This window comes from Rhodobacter sp. 4.3.4 (assembly GCF_058724655.1).
Genome location: NZ_CM178967.1, coordinates 461726 through 486879, shown reverse-complemented (window position 1 = coordinate 486879; position 25154 = coordinate 461726). Strand labels below are relative to the sequence as shown.

Annotated in this window: 28 protein-coding genes; 11 read left to right on the top strand and 17 right to left on the bottom strand. The window is 67.8% G+C overall.

Annotated elements, in window-relative coordinates:
* Positions 1 to 11: 11 nt before the first annotated feature.
* From AC4PTB_RS02440 to AC4PTB_RS02420, 5 genes are all read right to left on the bottom strand, one after another.
* Positions 12 to 998, bottom strand: a complete 987-nt coding sequence (locus AC4PTB_RS02440; RefSeq protein ID WP_492191512.1) for a P1 family peptidase — start codon at positions 996 to 998, stop codon at positions 12 to 14.
* Between the two features lie 95 nt (positions 999 to 1093).
* Positions 1094 to 1678, bottom strand: a complete 585-nt coding sequence (locus AC4PTB_RS02435) for a GNAT family N-acetyltransferase (protein ID WP_492191511.1) — start codon at positions 1676 to 1678, stop codon at positions 1094 to 1096.
* Positions 1679 to 1807: 129 nt separating this feature from the next.
* Positions 1808 to 2437: a hypothetical protein gene (locus tag AC4PTB_RS02430; protein ID WP_492191510.1), complete on the bottom strand. Its 630-nt coding sequence runs from the start codon at positions 2435 to 2437 to the stop codon at positions 1808 to 1810.
* Positions 2438 to 2564: 127 nt separating this feature from the next.
* Positions 2565 to 3596, bottom strand: coding sequence for an MBL fold metallo-hydrolase (locus tag AC4PTB_RS02425; protein ID WP_492191509.1), 1032 nt, complete (start codon positions 3594 to 3596; stop codon positions 2565 to 2567).
* Positions 3593 to 5275 (bottom strand): acyl-CoA dehydrogenase, encoded by a 1683-nt coding sequence (locus AC4PTB_RS02420; protein ID WP_492191508.1) that lies wholly within the window; start codon positions 5273 to 5275, stop codon positions 3593 to 3595. Before AC4PTB_RS02420 ends, AC4PTB_RS02425 begins: the two co-directional genes overlap by 4 nt.
* A 132-nt stretch (positions 5276 to 5407) precedes the next feature.
* Between AC4PTB_RS02420 and AC4PTB_RS02415 the strand changes: the two genes are divergently transcribed.
* A complete protein-coding gene (locus AC4PTB_RS02415) occupies positions 5408 to 6367 on the top strand; it encodes an L-threonylcarbamoyladenylate synthase (RefSeq protein WP_492191507.1) in 960 nt (319 codons plus the stop codon).
* A gap of 77 nt (positions 6368 to 6444) precedes the next feature.
* On the opposite strand, the gene AC4PTB_RS02410 is transcribed toward AC4PTB_RS02415, so the two are convergent.
* Complete coding sequence (locus tag AC4PTB_RS02410; RefSeq protein WP_492191506.1) at positions 6445 to 6996, bottom strand: YqgE/AlgH family protein; 552 nt, start codon at positions 6994 to 6996, stop codon at positions 6445 to 6447.
* 142 nt (positions 6997 to 7138) lie between these two features.
* On the opposite strand from AC4PTB_RS02410, the gene AC4PTB_RS02405 reads away from it, so the two are divergent.
* Positions 7139 to 7936: a protein-disulfide reductase DsbD domain-containing protein gene (locus AC4PTB_RS02405; protein ID WP_492191505.1), complete on the top strand. Its 798-nt coding sequence runs from the start codon at positions 7139 to 7141 to the stop codon at positions 7934 to 7936.
* A gap of 7 nt (positions 7937 to 7943) precedes the next feature.
* On the opposite strand, the gene AC4PTB_RS02400 is transcribed toward AC4PTB_RS02405, so the two are convergent.
* On the bottom strand, positions 7944 to 8756 hold the full coding sequence (locus AC4PTB_RS02400; protein WP_492191504.1) for a uracil-DNA glycosylase: 813 nt from the start codon (positions 8754 to 8756) through the stop codon (positions 7944 to 7946).
* Positions 8757 to 8849: 93 nt separating this feature from the next.
* Here AC4PTB_RS02400 and AC4PTB_RS02395 point away from each other — a divergent pair, with 93 nt between their 5' ends.
* From AC4PTB_RS02395 to AC4PTB_RS02370, 6 genes are read left to right on the top strand one after another with little or no spacing between them, the layout of a single operon-like run.
* A complete protein-coding gene (locus AC4PTB_RS02395; protein ID WP_136906771.1) occupies positions 8850 to 9815 on the top strand; it encodes an aspartate carbamoyltransferase catalytic subunit in 966 nt (321 codons plus the stop codon).
* Positions 9808 to 10293, top strand: coding sequence for a hypothetical protein (locus AC4PTB_RS02390; RefSeq protein ID WP_013066144.1), 486 nt, complete (start codon positions 9808 to 9810; stop codon positions 10291 to 10293). The genes AC4PTB_RS02395 and AC4PTB_RS02390 overlap by 8 nt, the downstream gene beginning before the upstream one ends.
* Entirely contained in the window at positions 10290 to 10859 is a 570-nt protein-coding gene (locus AC4PTB_RS02385; protein ID WP_492191503.1) for a hypothetical protein, read from the top strand. The genes AC4PTB_RS02390 and AC4PTB_RS02385 overlap by 4 nt, the downstream gene beginning before the upstream one ends.
* Positions 10856 to 12127 carry a dihydroorotase gene (gene pyrC, locus AC4PTB_RS02380; protein ID WP_492191502.1) on the top strand — a complete coding sequence of 424 codons (1272 nt, stop codon included), beginning with the start codon at positions 10856 to 10858 and terminating at the stop codon, positions 12125 to 12127. The genes AC4PTB_RS02385 and pyrC overlap by 4 nt, the downstream gene beginning before the upstream one ends.
* 21 nt (positions 12128 to 12148) lie before the next feature.
* Positions 12149 to 12763 (top strand): glycerol-3-phosphate 1-O-acyltransferase PlsY, encoded by a 615-nt coding sequence (gene plsY, locus AC4PTB_RS02375; protein WP_492191501.1) that lies wholly within the window; start codon positions 12149 to 12151, stop codon positions 12761 to 12763.
* Positions 12764 to 12817: 54 nt separating this feature from the next.
* The gene (locus AC4PTB_RS02370; protein WP_492191500.1) at positions 12818 to 13237 is read left to right on the top strand and encodes a DUF805 domain-containing protein; all 420 of its coding nucleotides are present in this window, start codon (positions 12818 to 12820) and stop codon (positions 13235 to 13237) included.
* Positions 13238 to 13243: 6 nt separating this feature from the next.
* Here AC4PTB_RS02370 and pgsA read toward each other — a convergent pair whose 3' ends face one another.
* The 10 genes from pgsA to ubiA all read right to left on the bottom strand — a co-directional run bounded on the left by pgsA (position 13244) and on the right by ubiA (position 22366).
* A complete protein-coding gene (pgsA, locus tag AC4PTB_RS02365) occupies positions 13244 to 13873 on the bottom strand; it encodes a CDP-diacylglycerol--glycerol-3-phosphate 3-phosphatidyltransferase (RefSeq protein WP_492191499.1) in 630 nt (209 codons plus the stop codon).
* A gap of 48 nt (positions 13874 to 13921) precedes the next feature.
* Complete coding sequence (locus tag AC4PTB_RS02360; protein ID WP_492191498.1) at positions 13922 to 14974, bottom strand: lysine-2,3-aminomutase-like protein; 1053 nt, start codon at positions 14972 to 14974, stop codon at positions 13922 to 13924.
* A 32-nt stretch (positions 14975 to 15006) separates the two neighbouring features.
* Positions 15007 to 16902, bottom strand: a complete 1896-nt coding sequence (gene uvrC / locus AC4PTB_RS02355) for an excinuclease ABC subunit UvrC (RefSeq protein ID WP_492191497.1) — start codon at positions 16900 to 16902, stop codon at positions 15007 to 15009.
* 124 nt (positions 16903 to 17026) lie between these two features.
* On the bottom strand, positions 17027 to 17251 hold the full coding sequence (locus tag AC4PTB_RS02350) for a hypothetical protein (RefSeq protein WP_492191496.1): 225 nt from the start codon (positions 17249 to 17251) through the stop codon (positions 17027 to 17029).
* Positions 17232 to 17714: a hypothetical protein gene (locus AC4PTB_RS02345; protein ID WP_492191495.1), complete on the bottom strand. Its 483-nt coding sequence runs from the start codon at positions 17712 to 17714 to the stop codon at positions 17232 to 17234. The genes AC4PTB_RS02350 and AC4PTB_RS02345 overlap by 20 nt, the downstream gene beginning before the upstream one ends.
* Before the next feature lie 2 nt (positions 17715 to 17716).
* A complete protein-coding gene (locus AC4PTB_RS02340) occupies positions 17717 to 17884 on the bottom strand; it encodes a hypothetical protein (protein ID WP_492191494.1) in 168 nt (55 codons plus the stop codon).
* Position 17885: 1 nt separating this feature from the next.
* Positions 17886 to 18713 (bottom strand): S49 family peptidase, encoded by an 828-nt coding sequence (locus AC4PTB_RS02335; RefSeq protein ID WP_492191493.1) that lies wholly within the window; start codon positions 18711 to 18713, stop codon positions 17886 to 17888.
* A gap of 58 nt (positions 18714 to 18771) precedes the next feature.
* Entirely contained in the window at positions 18772 to 19101 is a 330-nt protein-coding gene (locus AC4PTB_RS02330; protein ID WP_492191492.1) for a hypothetical protein, read from the bottom strand.
* Positions 19102 to 19113: 12 nt separating this feature from the next.
* Entirely contained in the window at positions 19114 to 21333 is a 2220-nt protein-coding gene (locus AC4PTB_RS02325; RefSeq protein WP_492191491.1) for an OmpA family protein, read from the bottom strand.
* Positions 21334 to 21394: 61 nt separating this feature from the next.
* A complete protein-coding gene (gene ubiA, locus AC4PTB_RS02320; protein ID WP_492191490.1) occupies positions 21395 to 22366 on the bottom strand; it encodes a 4-hydroxybenzoate octaprenyltransferase in 972 nt (323 codons plus the stop codon).
* Positions 22367 to 22378: 12 nt separating this feature from the next.
* Here ubiA and AC4PTB_RS02315 point away from each other — a divergent pair, with 12 nt between their 5' ends.
* The 3 genes from AC4PTB_RS02315 (at position 22379) to AC4PTB_RS02305 (ending at position 25035) form a co-directional block, all read left to right on the top strand.
* Positions 22379 to 23104, top strand: a complete 726-nt coding sequence (locus AC4PTB_RS02315; protein ID WP_492191489.1) for a 16S rRNA (uracil(1498)-N(3))-methyltransferase — start codon at positions 22379 to 22381, stop codon at positions 23102 to 23104.
* Positions 23101 to 23601, top strand: a complete 501-nt coding sequence (locus AC4PTB_RS02310; RefSeq protein WP_492191488.1) for a hypothetical protein — start codon at positions 23101 to 23103, stop codon at positions 23599 to 23601. Before AC4PTB_RS02315 ends, AC4PTB_RS02310 begins: the two co-directional genes overlap by 4 nt.
* Positions 23602 to 23664: 63 nt before the next feature.
* Complete coding sequence (locus AC4PTB_RS02305; protein WP_492191487.1) at positions 23665 to 25035, top strand: glutamate--cysteine ligase; 1371 nt, start codon at positions 23665 to 23667, stop codon at positions 25033 to 25035.
* Positions 25036 to 25154: the final 119 nt, after the last annotated feature.

Below are 25154 nucleotides of genomic sequence, written 5' to 3'. Positions count from 1 at the left end.
GATGAAGGGGATCAGCGCAGGTCTTGCCAGCAGGGTTGCCGGTCGCCCGGGCGGGGCGTGGCGGCGAAGACCGCGCGGGCGATGGCGCGGGCAAGGCAGGCGCTGGCGGCATGGCCAAGCTGGAACGGATCGGTGATCGGGTCCGTCAGCGGCCGCGCGCCGGTTGCCGCGGCAAAGACCAGATCGCCGTCAAGCGGCGTGTGGCTGGGCACCAGCGCGCGCGCCATGCCGTCATGCGCGGCGACGGCCAGCCGATGCGCCTGTGCTTTGGTCAAGGCCGCATCGGTGGCGACGATGGCAAGGGTCGTGGCCTCGCCCATGCGTTTCATCGGCAGCGGCTCGGCCGTGGCGCGATAGGCGGGCGCGGGGCCGAGGCCGCCGAATTCCGCCCCCATCTCCCAGGGTGCGGCCCAGAAATGCCGCGTCTCGCCCACCGTCGCCGAGCCGAGCGCATTCACCGCCACCAGCGCGCCGACAGTGAAACCGCTGTCCAGAACCGCCGAGGCCGAGCCAAGCCCGCCCTTGAGGGTCCCCGTCAGCGCGCCGAAGCCCGCCCCGGCGCTGCCGATGGCGAAATCTTCCGCCGCCGCGGCAAGGGCGGCGCGGCCCAGCCCCGCATAGGGATTTTCCGCCCAGCCCTTGTCGCCGCCGTTCAGCAGATCGAAGAGGATCGCCGCGGGCACGATCGGCACACGCACCGGGCCGACGGCAAAGCCGCGCCCCATCGCCCGCAGCCCCGCCATCACCCCCGAGGCGGCCTCAAGCCCGAAGGCCGAGCCGCCCGAGAGCACCAGCGCATCGACCGTTTCCACCAGCTTGTCGGGGGCGAGCAGGTCGGTTTCCCGCGTGCCGGGGGCGCCGCCCATCACATGCACGGCGGCGGTAAAGGGGCGGTCCGCCGTCAGCACCGTGACGCCCGAACAGAGCGCCGCATCCTCGGCATTGCCGACCCGCAGCCCTGCGACATCGGTGATCAGATTGCGCGGTCCGGGTTTCATGCGGGGCCCCTTGTTCATCCTGCCCCGAGTATCAGCACAGCCCGGCCCCTGCCGCCAGAGCCGATTGCCCCCGGGGGTGCGTCACAGGGGCCGCGTCAAAGCGGCCGCTCCATCGCCACGGCGGTGCGATAGCCGAAGATCGCCGCCGTCAGCCAGCGCTCGGCCCGGCCCGTCACCGCAAAGCCGAGCCGGTGGTAAAGCGCCTTCGCACGCAGGTTTTCATCCACCACATCCAGCCGCAGCACGCGGTAGCCGCGGGCCTGCGCCTCGGCACACAACGCCTCGAGCAGCGCCGCGCCCAACCCCCGGCCGCGCATCGGCCCGGTCACCGCGAAACCGTCGACGCAGAGTGTGCCTTGCGCCAGATCCTGCGCCAGCAGCTGCAAGGCCAGACCGCGCCAGAATGCCCCGAACCGGCCATAGACCGCGCGCAGATCGGCGCGGTCGCCGCCGACAAAGCTGCCCTCGAGGGTGCGAAAGCCGATCACCCCCAGCACATGGCCCCGCGCATCCACCGCCGCGATCATGTGGGCGGGGTCGATCACCCGCTCGATGAAGGCCATCGCCTTGACCTCGGGCCCCATCACCCGGCCCAGCTTCGCCCCGAAGGCCTGCCAGTAAAGCGCCGCCGCCTCGGCCCGCTGCGCCGCCGTCAGCCCCTGAAGCAGCCGAACCTTCATGCCCCGCCCCCCGGTCCGAGACTTGTCTGCGAGACGATCACCCGCCCGGCGCCTTGCGGCGCCGCCCCTGAAACTTGCGGTCCCTTCCCCGGGGCAAGCCCCTTGGCGCCTTAGCCGTCTGGCCGCGGCTCAGTCAGCCTTGCGCAGCCCGGTGCCGTGTCGCGCCGGCGCCTGCTGGATCATCAGCACGCCGGAATTGTCGTCGGGATCATTGTCGAAGTGATCCTCGGTCACCACCCCCGGCAGTTTTCCGAAGGCTTTCGACAGTTTCAGCGGCGAGGTCGTCCTCGGGATGCTTTCAAAGCCCGGCACGTCGCGCAGCACCGAGGAAGTGTCATTGGCGCACATCATCTTCGCCACCGCGCCGTTCGACTGCACCCGCGCCAGCAGTGCCGCGGCCTGCTGCGGGGTCACGGGCAGGCGCTGTTCGCGCACATACCAGGATTCCCGGGCGTGATAATCGAGGTAGAATTTGTACATCCGCTCGGTGATACCGAAATCGACATCGTTCCGTTCCGGCACCGAGGGGTGATACCAGGTCCCGGCCGGATCGAAGATCACCCGCTCCTGCCCGTCGATCATCAGCGCCGAATGGCCGCCCGCGCCGGTATTGGTGGAAATCACCGTGAACAGCGTCACCGAGGGCGGATTGCCGGTCGAGAAACGCGCGGCCTGCACCGCCTCGTCGGGGGCCCATTTCGGTTCGGCACAGGCGGCCAGCGCAAGCGGCAGGACCAGACAGGAAAGAAGGCGGCGCATCCGGGGACCCCTCGGCGGCAGAAAGTGAACATCAAAAAGGGTTAAGCATGCCATGCCGGGGCGGGCAACGGGCGGTAGCGCCCGCGGATACATTTTCGCAAGACGTGTCGATTCGGCGCCACGGACCTCAGGCAGACCAGAGCCAGACGCCGTCGCGGGCCTGCCGGGTGATCTCGCCGCGCAGGAACAGGTGGTTGAGATGCGCCACCGCCTCGACCAGCGCCATGCCATACTCCGCCTCGCCCACCGGGCGCTTGAAAAGCACGGGGAAGCAGTCGGTGGCGCTGCGCGGGGCCTCGGCCAGAACCGCGCGCAGGCGGGAAAGCGCGCCCTCGTGGTTCTCGATCATCTGGCGCAGCCGCAGCGGCAGGCCAAGGAAGGGCAGCTTGTGGCCGGGCAGGATCAACTGATCTTCGCGGGCGAGCGGCTGGAAGGCACGGCAGGACACCAGCCAATCGGCCACCGGATCGGCCAAAGGCTCGGTCGCATAGGCGCCCAGATTGGCCGAGATCCCGGGCAGAAGCTGATCGCCGCCCAGGATCAGCCCGTCCTCCTCGCTCCAGAGCGTGGCGTGATCGGGCGCATGACCCTGACCGATCCGCACCCGCCAGCGCCGCCCGGCGGCGTGGATCAGATCGCCCGCGGCCATGTTGCGAAACCCAAGCGGCAGCGGATGCACGCAATCGGCAAAGTTGAAGGGCCGTTCCTGCGACCGCCGCGCCAGCAGGTCGGGGTCCATCCCCGCGGCTTTCCAGAAGGCCAGCGTTTCGGGCACCGGCAAAGGCTGTTCATCCAGCCTCAGCATGCGGGCGAAAAGCCAGCTTGTCCGCGTCGTCCACAGCTCGGCACCGCGGGTCTGCAGCCAGCCCGCCAGACCGATGTGATCGGGGTGGTAATGGGTGACGAGGACCCGCGTCACCGGCTTGCCCGCCAGCGGCCCGTCAAGCGCCTGTTGCAAGGCCGCCCGGCAGGCGCGGCTGTCGATGCCGGGATCAACCAGCGTCCAGCCATCGCCGTCATCAAGCGCATAAGCATTGACGTGATCAAGCGCCATCGGCAGCGGCAGGCGCAGCCAAAGCACGCCCTCGGCGACCTCCTGGGTCTCACCGAAGGCGGGGGCGGTGTCGAAAGGGAAGCGCAGACCGTGGTGCTGTTTCATGCCCCAAGGTCTTCGGGGGAAAGCGCGAAAAGGTCAACCGCCCCCGCCCCTGCCGCCGCCAGCGCCGCCTCGGCCTGCGGCAGAAGACGGCGGATGTAGACGGCGGCCAGCTTCTGATGCGCCCCCCCTTCCAGCGCCGCGCGCAGGTGGAAATGCGCCCCCAGCACCCGGGCAAAGGCGCGCAGATAGGGCACGGCCCCGGCAAAGCGGTCCTGCGTGCCCTGCGCGATCATGCCCTCGGTATGTTCGCGCAGGGTCTCGGCCGATTGCCAGACCGCCTCGGCCAGATCGGGCAAGGCCTCGCGCGCGGCTTTCGCGGCATCCTCGATTTCCTGAAGCAAACGGAAGGCGGCCCGACCCTCGTCGGCCATCTTGCGCCCGACAAGATCCATCGCCTGAATGCCGTTCGTGCCCTCGTAGATCGCCGTCACCCGCACGTCGCGGCAATATTGCGCCGCCCCGGTCTGCTCGATGAAGCCCATGCCGCCATGCACCTGCACGCCCTGCTCGGCCACCCAGATCCCGATATCGGTGCCATAGGCCTTGGCGATCGGCGTCAGCAGTGCCGCGCGCGCCAGCCAGTGCTCCTCGCCCGTCGCCCGCCCCATGTCGAGCGCCACCGCGCAAGACAGGGCGATCGACCGCGCGGCGAAGATCTCGGCGCGCATCTCGGCCAGCATCCGGCGCACATCGGCATGCTGGATGATCGGCGAGAACTGCACCCGCTCCTGCGCATAACTCAGCGCCTGCTGGAACGCCGCTTCCGCCACGCCGATCCCCTGCACGCCGACCGCCAGACGGGCGTTGTTCATCATCGTGAACATTGCCGCCATGCCCTTGCCGGGTTCGCCCACCATCCAGCCCTTGGCACCGTCGAAACTCATCACGCAGGTGGGCGAGCCATGCAGGCCCATCTTGTGTTCCAGCGACACCACCCCCAGCGTGTTCGCCACCCCGGGCTTGCCCGCCGCGTCGGGGATATATTTCGGCACCATGAAGAGGCTGATCCCCTTGGTGCCGGGCGCCGCATCGGGCAGCCGCGCCAGCACCAGATGGCAGATGTTCTCGGTCACATCGGAATCACCCCAGGAGATGAAGATCTTCTGTCCGGTGATCGCATAGGTGCCATCGCCCAAAGGCTCAGCCCGGCTGCGCAGCGCGCCCACATCCGAGCCCGCCTGCGGCTCGGTCAGGTTCATTGTCCCCGACCATTCGCCCGAAATCAGCTTCGGAATGTACAGCGCCTTGATCTCCTCGCTGGCGTGGTGTTCCAGCGCCTCGATCTGGCCCTGCGTCAGCAGCGGATTGAGCTGCAGCGCCAGATTGGCCCCCGACATCATGTCGTTCACCGCCACGCAGATCGTCTGCGGCAGGCCCATGCCGCCATAGTCCTGCGGCGCGGCGACAGCGATCCAGCCGCCCTCGGCGATCTGCTGATACGCTTCCCTGAACCCGGGCGAGCTCCGCACGACGCCGTTTTCCAGCCGCGCCGGATGCAGGTCGCCCGCGCGCAAAAGCGGCGCCATCACCTCGTCGCAGAGCTTTCCGGCCTCGGTCAGCACGGCTTCCACCGTCTCGGGCGTGGCTTCGGCAAAGCGTTCGGTCGCCGCCACCGGCGCCAAAGGCACCACCTTTTCAAGGATGAAGCGGATATCGGCGACGGGCGAGCGATAGGCCATGACGGTCTCCTGTGGCGCGCTTGGCAAAAGGGGCCGGGGCGCGTATGCGTGGGGCACATTCGGGTCGGTTTCGGGGAAAGGTTACCGCAAGGGAAGCCCCCGTCCACCGCAACGCAGCGTCACGAGGGTGGGATGCAGGAAATGACCGAACGTCTTGGGACGGATGCCGCGGGGCTGGCCCGCGCGGCCGCGCTTTTGCAGGCAGGTCAGCTGGTCGCCTTCCCGACCGAGACGGTCTATGGCCTGGGCGGCGATGCCCGGCAAGGCGCGGCGGTGGCGGCGATCTATACCGCCAAGGGCCGTCCGCAGTTCAACCCGCTGATCGTGCATGTGGCCGATAGGACGACGGCGGAACAGGTGGCGGTCTTCTCCGCGCAGGCCCGCGATCTGGCCGCGCGGTTCTGGCCCGGCCCGCTGACGCTGGTCCTGCCCGCCCGCCCCGAGGCCGGGATCTCCGATCTGGTCACCGCGGGGCTGGCCACGGTGGCGGTGCGGATGCCGGCGCATCCGGTCGCCCGCGCGCTGCTTGCGGCCTTTGGCGGGCCGCTCGCGGCGCCCTCGGCCAACCCGTCCGGCAAGGTCAGCCCGACCGAGGCGGATCACGTGCTCGAGGGGCTCTCGGGACGCATCGCCGCGGTGGTGGATGGCGGCGCCTGCGCGGTGGGGGTCGAATCGACGATCCTCGGCCTTGAACCGCCAACGCTCTTGCGCCCCGGAGGGGTCGATGTCGAAACGCTGGAAAAGGCGCTGGGCGGGCCGCTCGCCTTTGGCGGCGATGCGGTCAAGCCGAATGCGCCCGGCCAGCTTGTGTCGCATTACGCGCCGGGCGCGGCGGTGCGGCTTGAGGCCACCGAAAAGCGCCCGGGCGAGATCTACCTTGGCTTCGGCCCCGGCCCCGCGGCCGATCTGACGCTCTCGGCCACGGCCGATCCGGTCGAGGCGGCGACGAAGCTTTTCGCCATGCTGCGGGTGGCCGACAAGCTCGCCACCGCGCGCGGCGCGGCCACGATCGCGATCGCGCCGATCCCGGAAACCGGGCTTGGGCGGGCGATCAACGACCGACTGCGTCGCGCCGCCGCGCCGCGGGAGTAGGGGGCGCTGCCCCCTCTTTTGGCTGCGCCAAAATTCACCCCCGAGAGGACGGGGGCAGCGCCCCCCCCTGCCCGGCCTCAGGCGTGGCCCGCCGCGGCGGAAAGCGTGCGCGGGTCGATCCCCATCGTGCCCAGCGCGCGCGTCCATTTTGTCGCGTGATCGCCATCCAGCGCCAGCGCCGCATTGCCCTCGGCCACCAGCCAGCCGTTGTCGAGGATTTCCCGCTCGATCTGCCCCGGCCCCCAGCCCGCATAGCCCAGCGCCAGAATCGCCCGCGACGGGCCACGACCGGCGGCGATCTCTTCCAGAATGTCGCGCGTCGCCGTCATCGCCAGCCCCTCGCCCACCGGCATCGTCGCGGCGAACCAGTCGGCCGAATGCAGGACAAACCCGCGCCCGGTCTCCACCGGGCCGCCGAAAAACAACGGCGCCGAGCCGCGATCCGAGGCGGTCACGGCAATCCCGAGCTGATCCAGCAGATCCTCCATCGGCGGTTTCGGCAGCGGCTTGTTGACGATGATCCCCATCGCCCCCTCGGCCGAATGCGTACACATCGCCACCACCGAATGCTCGAACCGCGGATCGCCCATGCCCGGCATCGCGATCAGAAATTTGCCGCTCAGATCCATGCCGCTCTCCCGCGCCTGCCCTGCCCCTTTGCCAAAGGTGGCCCCGGTCGGCGTTGCAATCAAGCCCCGGCGACAGCCTCTCCGCGCGCTCCTGTCGCGTTTGTGACTTGGCCGATCTTTGGGCCGCGGCTATCGCAGGCGCATGCGACTGACCGTTTTCGCCCTTGTCCTGTGCCAGAGCCTTGCCGTCGCCGCCGCGGCCGAGGAAGTCGCGCCCTTGGGACAGGGGCTTTTGTCCGCCGAGCTGTTGCCGGGCTGGCAGGAAAGGGACGGCCGCCGCATCGCCGCGATCAGGATCGCTCTGGCCCCGGGCTGGAAGACCTATTGGCGCGTGCCGGGCGATGTCGGCGTGCCGCCGCAATTCGATTTCTCCGCCTCGGGCAATGTCGCGGCGCTGCAGGTGATCTGGCCCGCTCCCGAGGTGTTCGAGAGCGGCGGGACGAACACCGTCGGCTATCACGACACGCTGGTGCTGCCGCTGCAGATCACCCCAAAGGACGCCGCGGCGCCGGTTTCGCTGACCGCCAGACTGGATTTCGGCATCTGTGACGAGGTCTGCGTGCCGGTCAGCGTGGCCTTGACGAAAGACCTGTCCGGCCCCGGCGCCGAAGTTCCCGAGATCGCGGCGGCAATCGCGGCCGCCCCGCGTCCCGCGCGCGGGCTGGCCCGCTGCACCCTCACCCCCATTCGTGACGGCGTCCGCGTCGCGGCCCGGATCGACCTGCCGCAGGCGGCGGGGGAAACCCCGCTGTTCGAGCTGCGCTCGACCCCGATGTGGGTGTCGGAACCCGAGATCGAGCGGCAGGGCGCGACGCTTCTGGCCAGCGTCGATTTCGTGCCCGAGGACGCCCGGCCCTTCGATCTGGACCCCGACGATCTGCGCATCACGGTGGTCAGCCACGGCGATGCGGTCGAGATCGACGGCTGCCCGGCGCCCTGACCGGCCCCTAAAGCGCGTTCAGCTTCGCGCGCAATTCCAGCAGATCCGCCCAGACCAGCCGCTTGTTGATCGGCGTGCGCAACAGGTTCGCCGGATGCAGCGTCGGCAGCGCCGGGCGACCAAAGGCCGTTGCCCAGCTGCCGCGCAGCCGGGTGATACCGCGGGTGTTCAGCGCCGCGGCACAGGCGGTATTGCCCATCAGCACGATCAGATCGGGATCGACCAGCTCGACATGCCGGGCCAGAAACGGCTGCATCATCGCGATTTCGGCGGGTTCCGGCTCGCGGTTGCCGGGCGGCCGCCAGGGCATAACATTGGTGATATAGACCGCCGTTCCCGGATCGGGCGAGCCGCGATCCAGCCCCACCGCCGCCAGCATCCGGTCGAGCAACTGCCCGGCGCGGCCGACAAAGGGCTTGCCCTGCGCGTCTTCGTCCTTGCCGGGGGCCTCGCCGATCAGCATCACCCGGGCCTTCGGGTTGCCATCGCAAAACACCGTGTTGCGGGCGCCCAGCTTCAGCGGGCAATGCGGAAAACCGAGGATCGCTGCGCGCAGATCGTCCAGCGTCGTCGCCCGCGCGGCAAGGCCGCGGGCCTCCGCCACCGGATCGACGGTCTCGACCGGCGCCAGAACCGGCGCCGGGCGCGGCGCGCGGGTCTCGGCCTGGGGCGGCGGAGCCGGGGCGGGTTCGGGGGTCACCAGATCGTAGCGGTTCACCGGCGCATCGCCCACCGGGTCCGAGGCGCCGAGCTCAATCAGCCACTCGAAAGCGGCAAGGGCGGCGTCATAGCTCAGATCGGGGCCGGGGCGAGTCTGCATGGCTTTCCATCGCATGGCCAGACACGGGGGTAAAGCCGCTGGACGCAGCCCCCCCCATTTGCCATAAGCAGCCCGACAACATCGGAGGACGTCATGGCTTTTCGCGCCCGCCATCTTCTGGGGATCGAGCATCTGTCGCCGGAAGACATCCGTTCCGTTCTTGATCTTGCAGACAGCTATGTCGATCTGAACCGCCGCACCGTGAAGCGCACCGATGCGCTGGCGGGGCTGACGCAGATCAACATGTTCTTCGAGAATTCGACGCGGACGCAATCCAGTTTCGAGCTGGCCGGAAAACGGCTGGGCGCCGACGTGATGAACATGTCGATGCAGACCTCCAGCGTGAAAAAGGGCGAGACCCTGATCGACACCGCGCTGACCCTGAACGCGATGCATCCCGATCTGCTGGTGGTGCGGCATCCGTCCTCGGGCGCCGTCGATCTGCTGGCGCAGAAGGTGAATTGCGCGGTGATCAACGCGGGCGACGGGCGGCACGAGCACCCGACGCAGGCGCTTTTGGATGCCTTGACGATCCGGCGTGCCAAGGGCCGGATCCAGCGTCTGACGGTGGCGATTTGCGGCGATGTCGCGCACAGCCGGGTGGCGCGCTCGAACCTGCTGTTGCTGGGCAAGATGGAAAACCGGGTGCGGCTGGTCGGGCCGCCGACGCTGATGCCCGCGGGCTTTGGCGATATCGGCGCCGAAATCTGCGATGACATGCGCGAGGGCCTGCGCGACGCCGATGTGGTGATGATGCTGCGGCTGCAAAAGGAGCGGATGGACGGCGGTTTCATCCCGTCGGAACGCGAATATTTCCACCGCTACGGGCTTGATGCCGAAAAGCTGGCCTATGCGAAACCCGATGCGATCGTGATGCATCCGGGGCCGATGAACCGCGGCGTGGAGATCGACGGCACGATCGCCGATGACATCAACCGCTCGGTGATTCAGGAGCAGGTCGAGATGGGCGTCGCGGTGCGGATGGCGGTGATGGATCTTTTGGCGCAGAACCTGCGCGCCGAACGCGGTCGGGCCGCGCTGGAGGCGGCAAATGTCTGAGATGAAGCGCGATTCCGTCCTCAACTATCGCCCCGGCCCGGCCAGCGAATTGGCGCTGGAACCCGGTGAAAAGGTCTCGCAGGTGTTCCTGCCCGATCTGCGCCGCTACTGGATGGACCATCTGGTGCTGGGCGGGCTGGGGGCGGTGCTGGTCTCGGCCGTGCTGGTCTGGCTGGGCAAGACCGACCAGATCCCGGTGGCGATCCTGGCCATTCTGATCGGCATGGCGGCGCGGGCGGCCTGGTTCCGCTCGGAAGCCTTCGCGCGGCGCTGGCAGCTGACCGACCGGCGGCTGATCGGGCCGCAGGGCAAGCAGGCGATGCTGCTGGAAATCGAGAGGGTGCGGTCCCTGATCGGCGATGTGCAGATCGTGACGAAAGCGGGCGACAAGCATCTGATCCGGCATCTGGCCGAGGCGGCGCCGGTGGTGGCGGCAATCGAGGCGGCCAAGGCACGCCGGGCCCGGGAGGTCCGATGAGACCGCCGCGCCCCACCCCGCGCGGGGCGGAGCCACCGCTGCCGCCGTCCGAACGGGCCCTGACCGAGATCCCGCATGACCCGACCGCGGTCCCCGCGGGCTGGGACGGCGTGATGGTCCCGGGCGAACGCATTCTGTGGCAGGGCCATCCGCTGCGCCGGATCGACTGGAAACGCCTTGCCCCGGCGCTGCTGGCGGGGGGGGCGCTGGTCCTTGCGGGGGCTGTGCTTTCGGACCTGACGGGCGGGCTGCTGATCCTTGCGGGCCTTGGCCTTGCCACAGCGGCCCTTTGGGCGGAACGGCTGCACCGCACCGGCACCGCCTTTACCCTGTCGACGCGGGCCGCTTATATCGCGCGGCGCCATCCGCTGAAGGGGCGACAGCTCGAAACCTATCCGATCACCGCCGAGATGCCCTTGCGGCTGGTTGGCGGCGACAAGACGGGCGGCGTGATCTTTGCCAGCCGCACACGCGGCACGAAAACTCAGGAGATCGGCTTTCAGGGCATCCTGGATGCGCCCGAAGTCTTTGCGATCTTGCGAAACGCCCGGGAGGCGCTCAGATGACCGTATTTTTTGAAAACGCCCGGCTGATCGACCCCGAAGCGGGCACCGAGACGGTTGGCAATCTGGTGGTCGATGGCGGCATCATCGCGGCCATCGGGCAGATGCAGGCGCCCTCGGACGCTCAAGTGATCGATTGCGGCGGCAAGTGCCTGGCGCCGGGGATCGTCGATATCGGCGTGAAGATCGGCGAACCCGGGGAACGGCACAAGGAAAGCTTCCGCACCGCGGGGCTGGCGGCCGCACGTGGCGGCGTGACAACCATCATCGCCCGTCCCGACACCAGCCCCGCCATCGACACGCCCGAGACACTCGAATTCGTCACCCGCCGCGCCGCCGAGGCGCCGGTGCGCATCCGCCACATGGCCGCGCTGACCAAGGGCCGTGACGGCCGCGAGATGACCGAGATCGGCTTTCTGATGGATGCGGGCGCCATCGCCTTTACCGATGCCGATCATGTCTGCGCCGATACCAAGGTGCTGTCGCGCGCTTTCACCTATGCCCGCAGCCTGGGCGCGCTGGTGCTGTGCCACCCGCAGGAGCCGGGGCTGTCGAAGGGCGCCGCCGTCACCTCGGGCAAATTCGCCTCCCTGCGCGGCCTGCCTGCGGTCAGCCCGATGGCGGAACGGATGGGGCTGGACCGCGATCTGGCGCTCGTCGAGATGACCGGGGTGCGCTATCACGCCGATCAGATCACCACCGCCCGCGCCCTGCCCGCGCTGTCCCGTGCCAAGGCGGCCGGGCTGCCGGTGACGGCGGGGATCTCGGTGCATCACCTGACGCTGAACGAATTCGATGTCGGCAATTACCGCACCTTCTTCAAGCTGACGCCGCCGCTGCGGTCGGAAGACGACCGGCTGGCGATGGTGCAGGCGCTGGCCGAGGGCGTGATCGACATTCTCTGTTCGATGCACACCCCGGCGGACGAGGAATCAAAACGCCTGCCCTATGAGGAGGCGGCGGCGGGCGCGGTGGGGCTGGAAACGCTTCTGCCCGCGGCGCTGCGACTTTATCACGCAGGAAGCATCGGTCTGCCGGAGCTGTTCCGCGCGCTTGCGCTCAATCCGGCGCGGCTGATGGGGCTGCCGCAGGGCCGGCTTTCCGAGGGAAGTCCGGCCGATCTGGTGCTGTTCGACCCGGAGGCGCCCTTCGTGCTGGACCGCTTCACGCTGGCGTCGAAATCGAAGAACACGCCTTTTGACGGCGCGAAGCTGACGGGCAAGGTGCTTGCCACTTTCGTCGGCGGGGTGCAGGTTCACGGGCAGGCATAACAAGAACGGACGGGGGCAAGGATGGCGGATCTGCATGCGGGGGCAATGTTGCTTCTGGCGGTGGCGGGGCTTGGCTACCTGCTGGGCTCGGTGCCGTTTGGCGTGGTGATCACCAAGGCGTTCGGTCTGGGCGATCTGCGCCAGATCGGCTCGGGCAATATCGGCGCGACGAATGTGCTGCGCACCGGCAACAAGGCGGCGGCGGCGGCGACGCTGATCCTTGATGGCGCCAAGGGGGCGGTGGCGGTGCTGATCGCCCGCGCGCTGCTGGAGGGGAACGACACTGCGGCGGTGGTCGCGGGGGGGGCGGCCTTCATCGGGCATCTTTTCCCGGTCTGGCTGAAGTTCAAGGGCGGCAAGGGGGTTGCGACCTTCCTTGGGACGCTGATTGCGCTGGACTGGCTTTTGGGTCTTGGCGCCTGCGGCACCTGGCTGATCGCGGCGGCGGTCGGGCGGATTTCCTCGCTTTCGGCGCTGGTGGCGGCGGCGGGGGCGGTGCCGCTTGCCTATCTGCTGGGCGATCAGGCCTATATGCCGGTGACGGCGCTGATGGCGGTGCTGATCTTCGTGCGTCATCGCGCCAATATCGAGCGGATCCTGGCCGGGACCGAACCGCGGATCGGCAAGAAGGCTTGATTTCGGCGCGGCGCGGGCGCTCCATGCAAAGGGTTACTGTCTCAGGAGGCCCGCATGAATCTGCCTACCGCCGTCCGCATCTGTTTTTCGAAATATGCCACCTTTTCGGGCCGCGCCAGCCGCCCGGAATACTGGTGGTTCGTCCTGTTCACGCTGATCGGTTTCGTTCTTCTCAGCGCGATCGAGACCCGTTTCCTTGGCTACGGCACGGTCAGCCACGGCGAGGGCGCCTGGGCCTGGCAATCGAATGGCGGGCCGCTGTCGGCGCTTTTCGGGCTGGGGATCCTTCTGCCCTCGCTGGCGGTCGCAGTGCGGCGGCTGCATGACAGCGGCAAGTCGGGCTGGTGGCTGCTGATCCAGCTGGTGCCGCTGATCGGGGCGCTGGTGCTGCTTTATCACTTCGTGCAGCCCTCGCAGGTCGGGCCGAACCGTTTCGGCGCCGCGCCGCGCCGGGCACCGCCGACGCTGCTCTGAGGGGGCTCAGCTGTCCTTGTGATCGCGCAGGAAGGGCAGCGCCTTGCGGAAATAATCCCAGCCGGTGATCGCGGTCAGCACCGCGGCCACCCAGATCAGCACCAGACCAAGGTGATTGGCCAGATCGGCCAGCGTGGCGAAATTTGGCAGATCGCCCTCGCCCGCGCGCGGCGCGCGGCCGGTTTCCAGATAATCCAGCCCGGTGCCCAGAAACAGAATGGCAATCGCCACCATCTGCGCCGTGGTCTTCCATTTCGCCAGTTTCGTGACCTTGAGCTTGCCCGCATCGGCGCCGATGAACTCGCGCAGCCCCGAGACGAAAACCTCGCGGAACAGGATCACCGTGGCGGGCAGAATGAGCCAGGGGTTCATGCCGGAATAGCCGGTGATCACGACCAGCGCGATCACCACCATCGCCTTGTCGGCGATCGGGTCAAGCATGGCGCCGAACTTGCTTTCCTGTTTCCAGGCCCGCGCCAGATAGCCGTCGAACCAGTCGGTGACGGCCGCGCCGATGAACAGCGTCAGCGCGAACCAATCCGCCCAGGGACGGGCGAAATACAGGAACATCACCGCGACGCCGGGAGCGGCGATCAGGCGCAAAACGGTCAGCGAGTTGGGCAGGTTCCATTTCATGCCCGCACCCTAGCCCCGGGCGGGGACAAGGAAAAGGGGGTGCGACACTCAGCTTGCGGGGTCGGCGTAATCGTGAACGCCGCCCTGCCAGTCGGTGACGCGCCACAGCCCCGGCCGCGCCCCCGGGGCGAAATGATCCGCGGTGATCGGCACCTTGCCGAAGCCCCCGGGGATATCAAGCACATAGGTCGGGATCGCTGCACCGCTCAAATGCCCGCGCAGCCCGGCCATCAGCGCCCGCCCCGCCGCAATCGTGGTGCGGAAATGGCTGGTGCCCCGGGCCAGGTCGCAATGGTGCAGGTAATAGGGCTTCACCCGGCAGTCCTGCAGCGCGCCAAAAAGGTCGCGCAGCGCGTCGTGGCTGTCGTTCACGCCCTTGAGCAGCACCGATTGCGACAAGAGCGGCACGCCCGCATCGGCCAGCCGCGCAAGCGCCGCGCGGGCCGCTGCGGTCAGCTCCTGCGCGTGGTTCGTGTGCACCACCACCCAGACGGCGGGGCGCTGGCGGCGCAGCAGATCGACCAGCGCAGGCGTGATCCGCTCGGGCGCCACCACCGGCACGCGGGAATGAAAGCGCAGGGTGGTGATATGGGGGATGGCCGAAAGCCGGGTCAGCACCTCTTCGAGCCGCCGGGGCGAGAGTGTCAGCGGATCGCCCCCGGTCAGGATGATTTCCCGCAAGCCGCGGGTCGCGGCGATGTAATCGAGCGCCTGCGCCAGATCGGGTTCCGGCAAGGGGCCGGTCTCGCCCACGGTTTCGCGGCGGAAGCAGAAGCGGCAATAGACATCGCAGGTCTTGGTGATGTGCAAGATCGCCCGGTCGGGGTAGCGATGCGTCAGCCCGGGCGCGGGGGAATGCACGGCATCGCCGATCGGATCGGCGCGCTCCTCGGGCCGGGTGATCAGCTCGGCCGCGGTGGGGACGAATTGCATGGCCACCGGGTCCGCGGGCGCCGCGATCGCCGCACGCATCGCGGGGGTGACGCGGATGCGGAAATCCTGCGCCACCTGCGCCAAGGCGGGCATGTCTGCGGGCGTCACCAGACCCTCGGTCAGAAGGTCTTCGGGGCGGGTCAGGGCGGTGGTCACGGGCGCGGTCATGCGGGCGGCGCTACGCCGGGGCCGCCCTTCCGTCAACCCCGATCATTGAAGAAGTTCCAGATCGTCTCGGCCATGGCGGCGGAAATGCCGGGAACCTCCATCAGATCGTTTTGCCCGGCACGGGACACCGCCTTGGCCGAGCCGAAATGCGCCAGCAGCGCGCGTTTGCGCGTCGCCCCGATGCCGGGGATCTCATCCAGCGGATTGGCCATCGTGGCTTTCGCCCGCTTTGCCCGATGCGCGCCGATCGCCCAGCGGTGGGCCTCGTCGCGCAGCCGCTGGATGTAGTAAAGCACCGGATCCTGCCGCGGCAGCGCCATCGGCCTGTGGCCGATGCGGTGGAATTCCTCCTTGCCCAGATCGCGGTCGATGCCCTTGGCCACGCCGACCATCGCGATGTCGGCCACGCCCAGCGCGACCATGATCTCATGCACGGCCGAGACTTGCCCCGCGCCGCCGTCGATCAGCAAAAGATCGGGCCAAAGGTCGGTCTTGCGCTCGGGGTCCTCGCGCAGAAGCCGCTCGAAGCGCCGGGTCAGAACCTCCTTCATCATGCCGAAATCGTCGCCCGGGGTCAGATCCTCGCCCTTGATGTTGAACTTGCGGTAAGACGATTTCATCAGCCCCTCGGGCCCCGCGACGATCATGCCCCCCACCGCATGGGCGCCCTGAATATGCGAGTTGTCGTAGACCTCGATCCGGTCCGGGGGCTTGGGCAGGCCGAAGGCCGCGGCCACACCCGCCAGCAGTTTCGCCTGCGCCGCAGATTCCGACATCTTGCGGCCCAGGCTTTCGCGCGCATTGCGCAGGGCGTTTTCCACAAGCTCGGCTTTTTCGCCACGCTTCGGCACCGCCAGCTCCACCTTGCGCCCGGCACGGGTGGAGAGCAGATCGACCATCAGATCGGCATCCTCGATCTCGTGGCTCAGAAGGATGGTCTTCGGCGGCTCTTTCGCATCGTAGAACTGCGCCAGAAAGGCCTCCAGCACCTCGGCCTCTTCGGCACCGGCGCCGGTGCGCGGGTAGAAATCGTGGTTGCCCCAGCTTTGATGCGCGCGGATGAAAAACACCTGCACGCAGGCCTGCCCGCCTTCCAGATGCACCGCGACCACATCGGCCTCGGCCACCGAGCGCGGGTTGATGCCCTGACTTTGCTGCACCGTCGTCAAGGCGCCGATCCGGTCGCGCAGCGCCGCCGCGCGTTCATATTCCATCGCCTCGGACGCCGCGCGCATCTCGGCCGCCAGCTCCTGCTGGATGCTCGAGGATTTCCCCTCCAGGAACCGTTGCGCGTCAGCCACCGTGCGGCGGTAGTCGTCTTCGCTGATCTTGCCCACGCAGGGTCCGGAACAGCGCTTGATCTGATATTGCAGGCAGGCCCGCGTGCGCGAGGCAAACATCGCATCCGAACAGTTGCGCAGCTGAAACGCCCGTTCCAGATGGTTGAGCGTGCGATTGACCGCCGAGGCAGAGGCGAAAGGCCCGAAATAGGCGCCCTTGACGTTGCGCGCGCCGCGATGCTTGCGGATCATCGGAAACGGGTGATCCCCGGCGATCAGGATATAGGGAAAGCTCTTGTCGTCGCGCAACAGCACGTTGTAGCGCGGCTTGAGCTGCTTGATCAGGTTTTGCTCCAAGAGCAGCGCCTCGGTCTCGGTGCGCGTGGTCAGGAACATCATGTGCGTGGTTTCGGAAATCATCCGCGCGATCCGGCCCGAATGGCCGGTGGTGCGCGCATAATTCGACACCCGTGCCTTCAGGTTGCGCGCCTTGCCGACGTAAAGCACCTCCTGCGCCGCGTTGAGCATGCGATAGACGCCCGGAGATCCGTCAAGACGGCTGACGTAATCCGCGATCAGCGCATGGCCTTTCAACCGCAGACCCTGCTGCGTCGCGGCGGCGTCGGAAAGGTCGAGTCCCTCGGTCATTCTGGCCCTCTGATTCTCTGTCCGGGTTGCAACCATGCTTCGCCAAATTCAAGGGGAAAGCTTTCCACCGTTTCTGTGGATAAGTTCGTGGGAAAGATTTGGGGATCTGCAGATTTCCCTTGAATCAAGCCCCTTTCACAGGGTTGATCAAAAAATAGGCAATCCTGCAAGGCATTGATTTTCCAAGAAATTTATTTTCATAAAAAGCAAGTCTCTGAAAGGATTGAGAGAATTGTAACCCTTTGTTTACACCTGCGCGAAAGGTGGACAACTTGCCGCTGAGTAACGCGCCACCCCCTCGTTTCCGCCCTGAAAAGGTCAGGGATGCCTTACCGGCAAGCCGCGACATGGATCACCTGCCCGGTCAGCGCAGGCCCCTGCAAAAGCAGGCTCAACGCCTGCGCGAAAGCCTGCGGCAAGGGCAGCGGCCCCGGGTGCTGCGTCGCGGCGGTCCAAGCCGCCTGCCAGGGCGCGGTGGGCGGACGGCGCGGACCGAGATGGAGCGCATTCACCCGCAACTGCGGCGCATGGGTCAGGGCGGCCCGCGCCAGCGTGCCCTGCAGCACCGCCGCCTGACCCGCGGGCAGCAGCCAGACCACCTGTCCGCTGGCGATCCGGTCGGCGCCTGCCCGCCCGGCCTCGGGACGGCTTGCGGCGAAATCGGCGATCCGCGCCAGAGCCTGCGCCGGGTCCCCGGTCCCAAGCAGCAGCACCGGGGCCTCGGCCGATACCAGCCCCGGATCGCACAGCGCCAGCGCCTCGTTCAGCGGCGCGGCAAGGGCGGGCGGAATATCGCGGCACACCACGGTCATCGTCAGTCCTTTCCGCAGGGACAGGGCCCTGCCCCGATCCGGGGCCTGCCGCACTGCTTGCAGGTCTTGCGCAGCAGCGGCAAGGGTTTGCGGCCCGGCAGGCGCAAGCGGCCGAAAAAGGCCAGCCCGACCATCACCAGCACGAACAGGATCGCGGCCTTGATCAGCATGTCAGCGCCCGACCCGCGCCCAAAGCGCCCGTTCCTCGGCGGCCTCCAGCACCGAAACGGCAGCCTCGGCGGCAATCCCGGCCCCGAAGCGGCGCAGCCAAGACCGGCGTTGGCCATAGGGCACCAGCTTCACCTTGTCGCCGTAAAGCGCGCGCAGTTTCGGCCCCGGATGCGCCAGCCCGTCGATCAGCCCGGTATCAAGCGCCTGCGCCCCGGTCCAGATCTCGCCGGTGAACAGATCCGCCCCGGCAGCCAGTTTCGCGCCCCGCCGGTCGGTGACCCAGGCCTTGAAGGCGCGGTGCATGTCTTCCAGCAGCCGGGTCAGCCGGTCCACATCCTCGGGCTTTTCCGGCCGGAACGGATCAAGGAAACTTTTCGAGCCGCCCGCCGTATGCACCCGCCGCTCGACGCCGTAGCGGCCGATCAGATCGGCAAAGCCGAAGCCCGACGAGATCACCCCGATCGAGCCGACGATCGAGGTCGCATCGGCCCAGATGTCATCGGCGGCGCAGGCCAGCCAATAGCCGCCCGAGGCCGCCACATCCTCGATGAAAGCATGCACGGGCAGGCCGGTTTCCGCCGCCAGGGCCCGGATCCGCGCCGCGATCAGCGAGGATTGCACCGGCGAGCCGCCCGGGGAATTGACGATCAGCGCCACCGCCACCGGCTTACCCTTGCGGAAGGCGCGCTCCAGCGTCTCGGCCAGCGCGGCATCCGACAGGCCCGGCGTGCCGGGACGGCTGAAGCCGATGGCGCCCTGCAGCCGGACGACGGCCACGCGCGGTGCGCGGTTGCGGAACGGGGCGGGAAGGAAGCGGGTGATGTCCATGCCCCCGATGTAGGCCCGGGGGCGCGCCCAGACAAGCGGGCGGCGGCGAAATCCGCCGTTACCGCTCGGCCTGCAGCCGCTCGATATAGGCGCGCAGTTCCTCGGCCTCGTGACGGGCGTCGCGCAGACCGTCCATCGCGGCGCGCAGCTCTGCCTCGGTCTGGTTGATCTGGTTCGTCAGTTCCGCCTCGCGGCTTTCGACATAGGCAACGGCCTGATCGCGCTGTTCCTCGGCCTCGTGCAGCGCCTGCGCCATCTGTTCCAGCTCGCCCATATCGGCGGCGGTGACCCGGGTCAGCCGGTGGATCAGCCAGGAGGCGAACCAGCCCAGGCAGAAAGCCAGCAACAGGATGATCGCCGTGGCGAAGACGAATTCGGTTCTGTTCATCTGCGGCTCTCCTCAGTTGTTCCGCCCGCCCAGTTTCTTCGGGCGCGGCTTCGGGCGGCCGGGCGACTGCGCGGCGGGGTTGACCGGAATGACGACGGCCGCCTCGGCCCCCTCTGGCGTCACGGTTTCGGGGCCGGTGGTCTCGGGGGCCGTGGTCTCGGGGGCCGGGACCTCTGGCGCTGCTCCCTCCGAGGCGACCGCGCCGGGGACAGGCGCCGCAGGACCTGCCAGAGCGGCGTCCGCCGAACCGGGCAGCAGGGTCTCGGAGGGCACCGGCATCGGCTCGCCATGCGCATCTTCCATCGGGGCGGCACCTGCGATGGCGCTTTCATCCAGCACCAGATCGGGCACCGCCTCGATCGGCGCGGGCTTCGGCGGTTCCGGCGCCGTCACCGGCAGATCGATCTGCCCGGCCCCGCCCACCGGCTTGGCATCAAGCAGCACGAATTCGATGCGCCGGTTCGCCTCGCGGCCCTTGTCGGTGTCATTCTCGGCGATGGGCTGGCTTTCGCCATAGCCCTTGGGGGTCAGGTTGCGCGTCAGCACCCGCCGCGCGGAAAGCGCCGAGATCACCGCCTCGGCCCGGGCCTGCGACAGCTTGCGGTTGCCCTCGTCGCTGCCCTGGCTGTCGGTATGCCCCGCCACTTCCATGCGGAAATCCTGACATTGCGTCATCGCCTTGGCCAGCGCGTCCAGCTTCGGCCCGTCTTCGGGCTTGATCGTCGCCGAACTGGGTTCGAACCCGATCTTGTCGCGCGCCAGAGCGCCGTTCAGCCGCGCCACGCAGTCGTTGCCATCGGGCAGCGCCAGCGACGCATCCAGCCTGCGGTCGTATTTCACCGAAAGCGCGATCGGCGCCGCCTCGCCCAGCCGGCGCGCAAACAGCCGCGCCGCCTTGTCCGAGGCCTGCCGGTCGCCGGTCACGCCCGAAAGCCGGATCAGGTCGGGCGTCACCGTCACCATGCCGGCATGCATCAGCCGCAGCGCCTCGAGCGCGGTCAGCGTGCGCAGCGGCCAGCCCTCGGGCAGGCCGGTATCGACCCGCGTCGCGCCGTAAACCGAAGTCGCGCCGAATTGCGCATGGGCAAAGCTTTCCAGCGCCGCGCGCGAGCGGTCCGAGGTGACGCGACCGCGCAGCTCCACCTGCCCATCCTCGCGCAAAAGCGCCGAGAATTCGGGCGCGGCGGCCTTCGCCTCGGCCTTCTTCGCCAGCTCGGCCTTGAGCGAGAACACATCGGGCAGGTTCGATTCGAGATCGCCCACCACCCGGTCATAGATCGCGGGATCGGTCGTGTCGGCCGCCACCAGCGCGATATCGGCATCGGAAAAGGTCAGCGTGCCGCCGCCCAGCTGGCCCAGCGCGGCCAGGCCCATCGCCACCGCCTCGGCCCATTGCGGCGAGGGCGCCCCCATGCCGACGGTGCAATCGAGATCTCCCGTCGCCCCGGCCTTGCGCGCCGCCGCGATGATCCGTGCCGCGGCGCGGTCGGTATCGGCGGAACAGGCGTCGAACCGGGCGCCCTCGGCATCGATCAGGAAGCGCAGCGTGAAGGGGGTGATCACCGGGCGCGGCGCGGAAATCTTCGCGTCCAGCCGGATCTCGGTCGGGCGACGGCGGTTCAGCAGCCTCTCGGCCTCGGCCTTCTGTTCGGGGCTGTCGGTGATCGCCTCGACGCCGACCTTGCCGGGCAGGATCGAGACCTTGGCACGGGGCAGTTCCGTCAGTGCCGCGACGCCGAAATCCAGCGCCGATTTCCAGCCGCCCGGCACCGGATAATCGGCGCTTTCGAGCATGTCGGTCACTGCCCCCTCGCCCGCGATCTTCGTCAGCCGCTCCAGCAGCGCCTTGCGGTCGGTGCCAAAGGGCACAAGCCCGATCAGCGAGATCCCCTCGTCATTGCGCAGCATCTGCAACGAGAAATCCGGCGGCGCGATCGCCTTTTGCACCTCGGCATCGGTGTTGTCGACGATGCGGGAACTGTCGACCACGGTCGAGACCAGGGTGACGGCGCGGAACCGCGCCGCCTCGGAAGGCGCGGTGCCCAGCAAGATCACCTGCAACCCGTCGGTTTCCACCTGCACCCAGGAATGGCTGGCGGTTTCCAGCGCCAGTTTCACCGCCTTGCGCGAGCGCTGCTCGATGATCGTAGCCGAGCCGCCCGCGATGAAGGCCGAAAGCACAAGGGCGCCGACGAAAGCCGTCGTCGTCAGAAGTGTGATGCGGCCACGCATGGGGATGTCGTTCCTCGCCTTGGGTTCGCCCCGTCTTAAGGGGCGCCCCCTTGGCGATCAATCACAGGATTGCGGCACCGGCAAGAAACAGCGCAGCCCAAAGCCCGGTGTCGCGGCTCTTGCGAAAGAGCATCAGGCAATTGTCCGGGGAGTCGATATCCAGCCGACGCATCTGCCAGAGCATGTGCCAGCCCATCGCCCCGGGCGCGCAAAGACCCAGCGCCAGCACCAGCGGATTGCCCAGCGGCACCAGCGCCAGCAGCACCGCCGCGGTCATCAGCACCACGGTCAGGATCAGGAACAGGGCGAGCCAGCGATGGGTGTTGGCCCCAAACAGCCGCGCCGTCGATTTCACCCCGATCAGCGCATCGTCTTCCTTGTCCTGATGCGCATAGATCGTGTCATAAAACAGCGTCCAGATGATCCCGGCGGCGTAAAGCAGAACCGGCGCCAGCCCAAGGCTGCCCTTGTGCGCCACCCAGCCCAAGAGCGCCCCCCAGTTGAAGGCGATGCCAAGGAAGGCCTGCGGCCACCAGGTGAAGCGTTTGGCAAAGGGATAGACCGCAACCGGGACAAGCGCCAGAACCCCCATGCCGATCGCCGCCCAGTTGAAGGTGAACAGGATAGCCGCGGCCAAGGCCGTCTGCGCCACCATCCAGGCCACCGCCTGTTTCACGCTCACCTGACCGGACGGGATCGGGCGCGAGCGGGTCCGCGCCACCTGGCCATCGAAATCGCGGTCGGTGATGTCGTTCCAGGTGCAGCCCGCCCCGCGCATCAGAAAGGCGCCAAGGCCGCAGCCCAGCGCCAGCCACAAATCAAAGGGGCGCAGCGCGTCGGTCGCGGCGGCAAGCGCGATCGACCACCAGCAGGGCAGCAGCAGAAGCCAGGTTCCGATCGGCCGGTCGGCACGCGAGAGCCGCAGATAGGGACGGCTGAAAGCGGGAGCGGTATGGTCCACCCAGTTGCCGCGATAGGCGTCGGCCACCTGTCCCGTCACCTGAGCCTCTGGCATTTCGGTTTTGCCGGTCATAAGTTTCGCCTCATGGAACGCGCCAAGATACGACTCTGTGTTACTCACCCGCTCGGGCCGGGGCAAGCCGTGCCCCTGAGCCCGGATCAGGCGAATTATCTCTTTGCGGTGATGCGGCTCGGCCCCGGCGACCGGGTTGCGCTCTTCAACGGGCAGGACGGCGAATGGACCGCCGAGGTGGTCGAGGGGTCGAAACGCGGCGGCGTTCTGGCCTGTCTGGGCCTGGCCGCGCCGCAGCTGAACCCGCCCGATCTTTGGCTTCTGTTCGCGCCGATCAAGAAGGAACGCACCGATTTCATCGTCGAAAAGGCGGCGGAACTGGGCTGCGCGAAAATCCTGCCGGTGCAGACCGAGTTTACAAATGCTGCGCGGATCAAGCAGGACCGGCTGCAGGCGCATGCGCTGGAAGCGGCCGAGCAATGTCTGGGAACTTATGTTCCTGAAGTCAGTGACTTGCAGCCTTTGCAGAAAATTCTGAAATCCTGGAACCCGGAGCGGCGCATCCTTTGGGGCGATGAATTGCTGGTCGGTCCAGCGCAGACGCTCGCCGGTCTTGCCCCCGGTCCTTGGGCGATACTGGTCGGCCCCGAGGGCGGCTTTTCCGAGACCGAGCGGCGGCAGCTGCGAAGCCTGCCCTTCGTCACGCCGGTGTCACTTGGGCCGCGCATCCTGCGCGCCGATACCGCCGCCTGTGCGGCGATCACGCTTTGGCAATCGGCCCTGGGGGACTGGCGGTGATCCGACCCGAGCTGCGCGCGCATCTGATACGGCAGCGCGAAGCTTATGTCACAGCTCTTGCGCTGGCCGCCTCGCTTTGGATCGGCACGCGCGGCGGCTGGCTTCTGGCGGCACTGGGGCTGTGCCTTGCCGCCCTTGCCGCGGGCTGGCTGGTGCTGGCCCTGCGCCGCGCCCGCTTTGCCCGGCCCGTCTCCGATCCGGGCGTGGTCGATCTGGATGAAGGCCGGATCGGCTACTGGGGCATCGGCGGAGGGATGCTGGGCGGAACCATGGCGCTGGAGGATCTGGTGGAAATCCGCCTGCTGATCCTGAAAGACAGCCAGTTCTGGCGGCTGAAAAGCCGCGACGGGCAGGCGCTGCTGGTGCCGGTGGCCGCCGTCGGCTCGGAAAAGCTCTTTGACGCCTTCGCCGGTCTGCCCGGCATCGACATGGGCGCGATGGCCGCCGCGCTGGATCGGCGCCTCACCGCACAAAGCCTGTGGCGCCGCCCAAGCTGACGCGGCTTGACTTGGCGGCGTGGAAGAACCACCTGTTGTGTCCCAACGGAAAGAGAGGGTCCGATGTCCATTCCCCAGCAGGGCGGCGGCCCGATCGAAGATTTCAGCCAGTTGGCCGACTATCTGGCCTCGGGCGAGAAGCCGAAAAACGACTGGCGCATCGGCACCGAGCACGAGAAATTCGGCTATTGCAAGGATGTGCTCAAGCCCCTGCCCTATGACGGGCCGCGCTCGATCCGGGCGATGCTGGAGGGGCTGCAACAGGTCTTCGGCTGGGAGCCGGTGCTGGAGGGCGGCAACATCATCGGGCTGACCCGCAAGGGCGCCAATGTCAGTCTGGAACCGGGCGGGCAGCTGGAGCTTTCGGGTGCGCCCTTGGAAACCCTGCACCAGACCTGCGAGGAAGTGAACGAACATCTGACCGAGGTGCACCGGATCGCTGACCGGATCGGGGCGAAGTTCATCGGCCTTGGGGCGGCGCCGGAATGGACGGCCGAAGAGATGCCGATGATGCCGAAGGGGCGCTATCGGCTGATGAACAGCTATATGGATCAGGTCGGCACCATGGGGAAAACCATGATGTATCGGACCTGCACCGTGCAGGTGAACCTCGACTTTTCCAGTGAAGCCGACATGGTGAAGAAGATGCGGGTGGCGCTGGCGCTGCAGCCGGTGGCCACCGCCTTGTTCGCCAATTCGCCCTTCCTCGATGGCAAGCCGAACGGGATGAAATCCTGGCGCGCGAATATCTGGCAAAACCTCGATCCGGCGCGGACCGGCATGCTGCCCTTCTTCTTCGAAGAGGGCATGGGATACGAACGCTATGTCGATTACGTTCTCGATGTGCCGATGTATTTCGTCTACCGCGACGGGACTTACATCAACGCTTTGGGGCAGAGCTTCCGCGATTTTCTGCGCGGCGAGCTGCCCGCCCTGCCCGGCGAGAAGCCGACGCTGTCTGACTGGGCCGACCATCTGACCACCGTCTTCCCGGAAGCGCGGGTGAAGAAATACATCGAGATGCGCGGCGCCGATGGCGGCCCGTGGCGGCGTCTTTGCGCCCTGCCTGCCTTCTGGGTGGGTCTGATGTATGACCAAGGCGCGCTCGATGCCGCTTGGGATCTGGTCAAGTCTTGGGATGCCGAGACCCGCGACGGGCTGCGCGTCGCCGCCGCGAAACACGCGCTTCAGGCCGAATGCAATGGCGTGAAGATGCATGATCTGGCGCGCGAGGTGGTGGCGATCTCGAAAGCCGGTCTGGCCGCGCGCAGGATCCCCGGCGCCGGGGGCCTGATCCCGGACGAGACCTATTTCCTCAACGCGCTGGAAGAAAGCATCGACACCGGCCGCGTTCCCGCCGATGAACTTCTGGAAAAATATCACGGCGCCTGGAAGGGCGATCTGAGCCGCATCTACGGCGAATACAGCTACTAAGCCGCCCCTGAGGGCCTGCTTTTATCTTGCCATAAATATCCTGCGGGGTGAGACGGGATCGAAAAGCCTTCCAGTGGAAGGCTTTCCTGTCGAACGGGCCGCCAGTGGCGGCCCTTGGG